Origin of the sequence: Streptomyces anatolicus, from assembly GCF_019400875.1 — a bacterium.
Lineage (GTDB): Bacteria > Actinomycetota > Actinomycetes > Streptomycetales > Streptomycetaceae > Streptomyces > Streptomyces anatolicus.
The window spans coordinates 1-3,992 of record NZ_WMBF01000540.1 but is presented as its reverse complement, the minus strand read 5'-3'; the positions used below and the strand labels follow the sequence as shown (position 1 = coordinate 3,992).

The 3,992-nt window shown below is 74.0% G+C and carries 4 protein-coding genes and 1 pseudogene; 3 read left to right on the top strand and 2 right to left on the bottom strand.

Annotated elements, in window-relative coordinates:
• Nucleotides 1-243 precede the first annotated feature (243 nt).
• Both GKQ77_RS29155 and GKQ77_RS29150 read left to right on the top strand, forming a co-directional pair.
• Nucleotides 244-891: a DUF4956 domain-containing protein gene (locus GKQ77_RS29155; RefSeq protein ID WP_219692070.1), complete on the top strand. Its 648-nt coding sequence runs from the start codon at nt 244-246 to the stop codon at nt 889-891.
• A complete protein-coding gene (locus tag GKQ77_RS29150; RefSeq protein WP_219692069.1) occupies nt 888-1,730 on the top strand; it encodes a VTC domain-containing protein in 843 nt (280 codons plus the stop codon). The genes GKQ77_RS29155 and GKQ77_RS29150 overlap by 4 nt, the downstream gene beginning before the upstream one ends.
• Here the strand turns inward: GKQ77_RS29150 and GKQ77_RS34020 are convergent.
• Both GKQ77_RS34020 and GKQ77_RS29140 read right to left on the bottom strand, forming a co-directional pair.
• A complete protein-coding gene (locus GKQ77_RS34020) occupies nt 1,633-3,006 on the bottom strand; it encodes a sensor histidine kinase (RefSeq protein WP_219692067.1) in 1,374 nt (457 codons plus the stop codon). The two genes, GKQ77_RS29150 and GKQ77_RS34020, sit on opposite strands and share 98 nt — an antisense overlap.
• Nucleotides 3,006-3,695, bottom strand: coding sequence for a response regulator transcription factor (locus GKQ77_RS29140; RefSeq protein WP_219692065.1), 690 nt, complete (start codon nt 3,693-3,695; stop codon nt 3,006-3,008). Before GKQ77_RS29140 ends, GKQ77_RS34020 begins: the two co-directional genes overlap by 1 nt.
• Nucleotides 3,696-3,779: 84 nt before the next feature.
• Here GKQ77_RS29140 and GKQ77_RS29135 point away from each other — a divergent pair.
• Nucleotides 3,780-3,992: pseudogene (locus tag GKQ77_RS29135) on the top strand (hypothetical protein); the annotation flags it as partial.

Sequence of the window (3,992 nt, the reverse complement as noted above, 5' to 3'; positions counted from 1 at the left end):
CCGTAACCACGCCCCCCAACGGCCTCGCCAACACGACCCTCGCCAACACGCCCCTGGCCAACCTGCCCGCCAAAGCCCCGGCCCCCGTAACCGGCCAGTAGGTCCAGCCGTACGAACAAGCTGTCCCCTGGCGATGGCCCCGCCCCGGCGGGGCCATCGCCATGCCTGCCCCGCCAGCCGTCCGCGCGCGCCTTAACGCCCGGCAGAGGCGCCCTTAACCCGCCCCTCCCTACCGTCCCGGCCATGGACAGCACACTGACCCTCTGCGCCCACCTGGGCCTCGACCTGGCCGCCGTCGCGCTCTTGACCTTCGGCGTCTTCTATCCCCGGCACCACAGGCGTGAGCTGGTCCCCGCCTACCTCGCCCTGAACGTCGCGCTGTTCGCCGTGGTCGCCGGGCTCGGGACCGTCGGCGGCGACGGCGGGCTCGCGCTCGGGTTCGGGCTCTTCGGGGTGCTCTCGATCGTGCGGCTGCGCTCCGACGCGCTCCAGCACCAGGAGGTCGCGTACTACTTCATCACCCTCGTGCTCGGCCTGCTCTGCGGTCTTCCCGCGCTCAGCCTGCCGGTGGCGGCGCTGCTCTCCGGCGTACTGCTCGTGGTGATGTACGGCGCCGACCACCCGCGGCTCTTCGCACGCGACCGGCGCGCGGTCGTCACGCTCGACGCCGTGTACCGCGAGGAGGACGCGCTCCGGGCCGAGCTGGCGCGGCGCCTGGGGGAGCCGCTGGGGTGGACCGTCCAGGAGGTGGATTACGTACGCGACCTCATGGTCCTGGAAGTCCGCTTCCGCCAGCCGGAACCTTCGTCACGGCGTGGGGAGTTGACGATACGACGACGCACGACCCGGTCCCGCACGATCGCCCCCAGCCACCCGAAGGAGACCGTGTGAACCCCGCCGTACGCGCCATCGGCCGCGCCGCGCTCGCCGCGCACCCCATCGCGCTGGACGAGGTGAACGCCCGGGCGGAGCTGCTCGCCCGCTTCGACAACAGTTACCTCGTACCCGTGGAGATCTTCGAGGATCTCGCGGCGCTGCTGACCGACCCCCGCAGGGCCCATGGCCCCTTCCGGGCGCTCAGCATCGGCGGGAAGCGCTGGTTCCGGTACCACTCGACGTACTACGACACCCCTGACCTGGAGACCTTCCACGACCACCGGCAGGGCCGGCGGCTGCGCTACCGCATACGCGAGCGGGTGTACCAGGACAGCGGCGAGCGGCAGTTCGAGGTCAAGCTGAAGAGCGGGCGGGGCGAGACGATAAAGCACCGGCAGCGCCTCGAAGGCGGCGACCACGCCCTGGACGGGGCGCGGCAGGACTTCCTCACCGGGGTGCTGCGCGGGTCGTACGGCATCGAGGCGCCTCGGGGGCTCACCGCCTCGCTCGTGACCGACTACCAGCGGGCGACCTTCGTGGCGGACGGGCAGCGCGTCACGTGTGATGCGGGGCTGGTCGTGCGGGACACCGCGACGGGCCGGACGGCGGCCGCCGACAGCGGGCTCGTCCTCGTCGAGACGAAGACCAAGGGGCAGCTGACCGAGGCCGACCGGGTGCTGCACCGGTTCGGGGTGCGGGCCGCGGAGTTCACCAAGTACTGCGGGGGGTACGCGGCGGTCCGGCCCGAGCTGGGGATCAACCGGTGGGCGCGGGCGGTGCGGACTGCGTTTCCCCGGACTGCGTTTTCCCAGGCGGCGTCCCCGTCTCCGGCGCGGGAGGGAACGTCAGCGTGACCCGGGCGCCGTCGGCCGTGCTCGCCGCCTCGAAGCGGCCGTCCGCTTCCTGAGCCGTGCGGCGGGCGATGTCCAGGCCGAGGCCCGTGGAGCCCGCGCCGCTGGTGCCCCGGGCGGGGGAGGCCGGGCCGGGGAAGCCCGGCCCCTCGTCGGCGACGGTCAGCTCCGCCTCGCCGGCGGCGGTGCGGCGGACCGTGACGGTGAAGGGCGTGCCGTGGGGCGTGTGGTCGAGGACGTTGCCGATCAAGGCGTCCAGGGCGGCGCCCAGTTCGTCGGCGGGGACCGGCACCGGGACCGCGTGGGCGGGCGTCGTGGTGCCGGTCGCGCGGTTCTGGTCCTCCGCCAACGGCGCCCAGAACGCCGTCCGTTCGCGCGCCACCGCCGCCAGATCGGCGCGCGGCGCCTCGCGCAGGGGGCGCCGCGCCTTGCGGATCACGTCGTCGACGCTGTGCTCCAGGGCGAGGACGTCGGCGGCGATGCGGTGCGCCTCTTCCGGGTTGCGCAGGGTCTCGGCGTCCAGGCGCAGCGCGGCCACCGGGGTGCGCAGCCGGTGAGCCAGGTCGGCGGCGTTCTCGCGCTCGGCGGCGAGCAGGGTGTCGATACGGGCGGCGAGGCGATTCAACTCACGGGCGACGAGCCGTAGTTCCGGCGGTCCTTCCGGGGTGGCGCGGGCCGTCAGATCTCCGGCGGCCAGCCGGTCCGCAGTGCGGGCGAGACGGCGGGTCGCTCCGACGAGCCGCGCGCCCAAACGGTCGGCCAGGAGGAGCCCGAGGAGTACGAGGCCCACCCCGATGCCCGCGAGGACGAGCCAGGAGGCGAGCGTACCGGCGTACAACTGCCGCTCACTGAGCGTCACTTGAACGACCGCAGTGCCGTTCTTCGCGCCCTGCACGGGGACGAGGACCAGGCGGCCTCCGGACTCGGGTTCGTAGGTGAAGGCGCGGCCGGTGCGGGCGAGGCGGACCGGGTCGGACTCCTGGTGCGCGCCCCGGTGGCGCACGCGCGGGCCGATGACGGTGTCGTCAGCGAGGATGAGCGAAGTGGCGGGCAGATCCTTGCCGTTGACGCTCTCCACCGTCTGCTCGGCGGTCTCGCGCTCGTCGGCGGTGGCCAGGGCGGGGCCAAGGGCGTGGGCGACCCACTGGGCGCGCGCGGTGGCCTCGGCCGTGGCGCGGTCGGCGGCGTGGGAGCGGGTGAGGAGGGTGAGGGGGACGAGGAGCGCGGTGAGGACGAGGGCGGTGGTGGCCGCGGTCAGAAGGAGGAGGCTGCGGCGCATCAGTCGGTGTCCTCGGGGGCGGTCAGTTTGACGCCCACCGTGCGGACCGTGTGGAGGTAGCGGGGGCGCTGGGCGGTCTCGCCGAGTTTGCGGCGCAGCCAGGAGAGGTGGACGTCCACCGTCTTGTCGGCGCCGCCCAGCGGCTGCTGCCAGACCTCGGCGAGGAGTTCGCGGCGGGACACGACCTGTCCGGGGCGGCGGGCGAGGTGGGCGAGGAGGTCGAACTCGCGGGGCGTCAGGTCGATGGGCGTGCCGTCCAGGGTGACCTCGCGGGAGGCCGGGTCGACGCGGAGCCCGCCGACGCGCAGCGGCTCCTCGGTCTCCGTCACGCCGAGGCGCCGCAGGACGGCCTTGACGCGGGCGTCCAACTGGGCGGCCCCGAACGGCTTCACTATGTAGTCGTCCGCCCCGGCTTCGAGGACCGTGACCATCTCCGGCTCGTCGTCGCGGGCCGTGGCCACGATGACGGGGACGTCGCTGACCGCGCGCAGCATCCGCAGCACCTGCGCCCCGTCGACGTCGGGCAGCCCCAGGTCGAGGACGACCAGGTCAGGGGGGCTGGTGACGGCGGCGTCGAGCCCCGCCATGCCGCTGGGCGCGGTCGCCACCGCGTGCCCCTTGTCGCGCAGGGCACGCACCAGCGCGCCGCGGAGCTGGGGGTCGTCCTCGACGACGAGAAGGTGCGCCATACAACCACCGTAGTGAGGGGCGGGGGCTCGAACGCAAGCACGGTCTTAACCGGGTGTTAGGAAACGATGCGGCACAGTGGCGGGATGAGGAAGTGGCGGAGCGCGGTCGTCACGGCGGCATGGGTGGCCGTCGGCACGGCGGCGGGGGCGCTGGGCGCCTGGCAGTTGGCCGGTTCGGACGGCGCCGGGGGCGACGCGGCGCACAGCCGTCCGCTGGACGAGGAGGCGGTGCGTGAGGCGCTGGCGAGGGCGTCGGAGGGACGGCAGCCCTCGCGGACCCCTGCGACGGCCCCCTCC

What these genes read in the sequence shown, in the direction of transcription:
- GKQ77_RS29140 (WP_219692065.1), bottom strand. Translation starts at nt 3,695, where the DNA reads ATGGCGCACCTTCTCGTCGTCGAGGACGACCCCCAGCTCCGCGGCGCG.
- GKQ77_RS29155 (WP_219692070.1), top strand. Translation starts at nt 244, where the DNA reads ATGGACAGCACACTGACCCTCTGCGCCCACCTGGGCCTCGACCTGGCC.
- GKQ77_RS34020 (WP_219692067.1), bottom strand. Translation starts at nt 3,006, where the DNA reads ATGCGCCGCAGCCTCCTCCTTCTGACCGCGGCCACCACCGCCCTCGTC.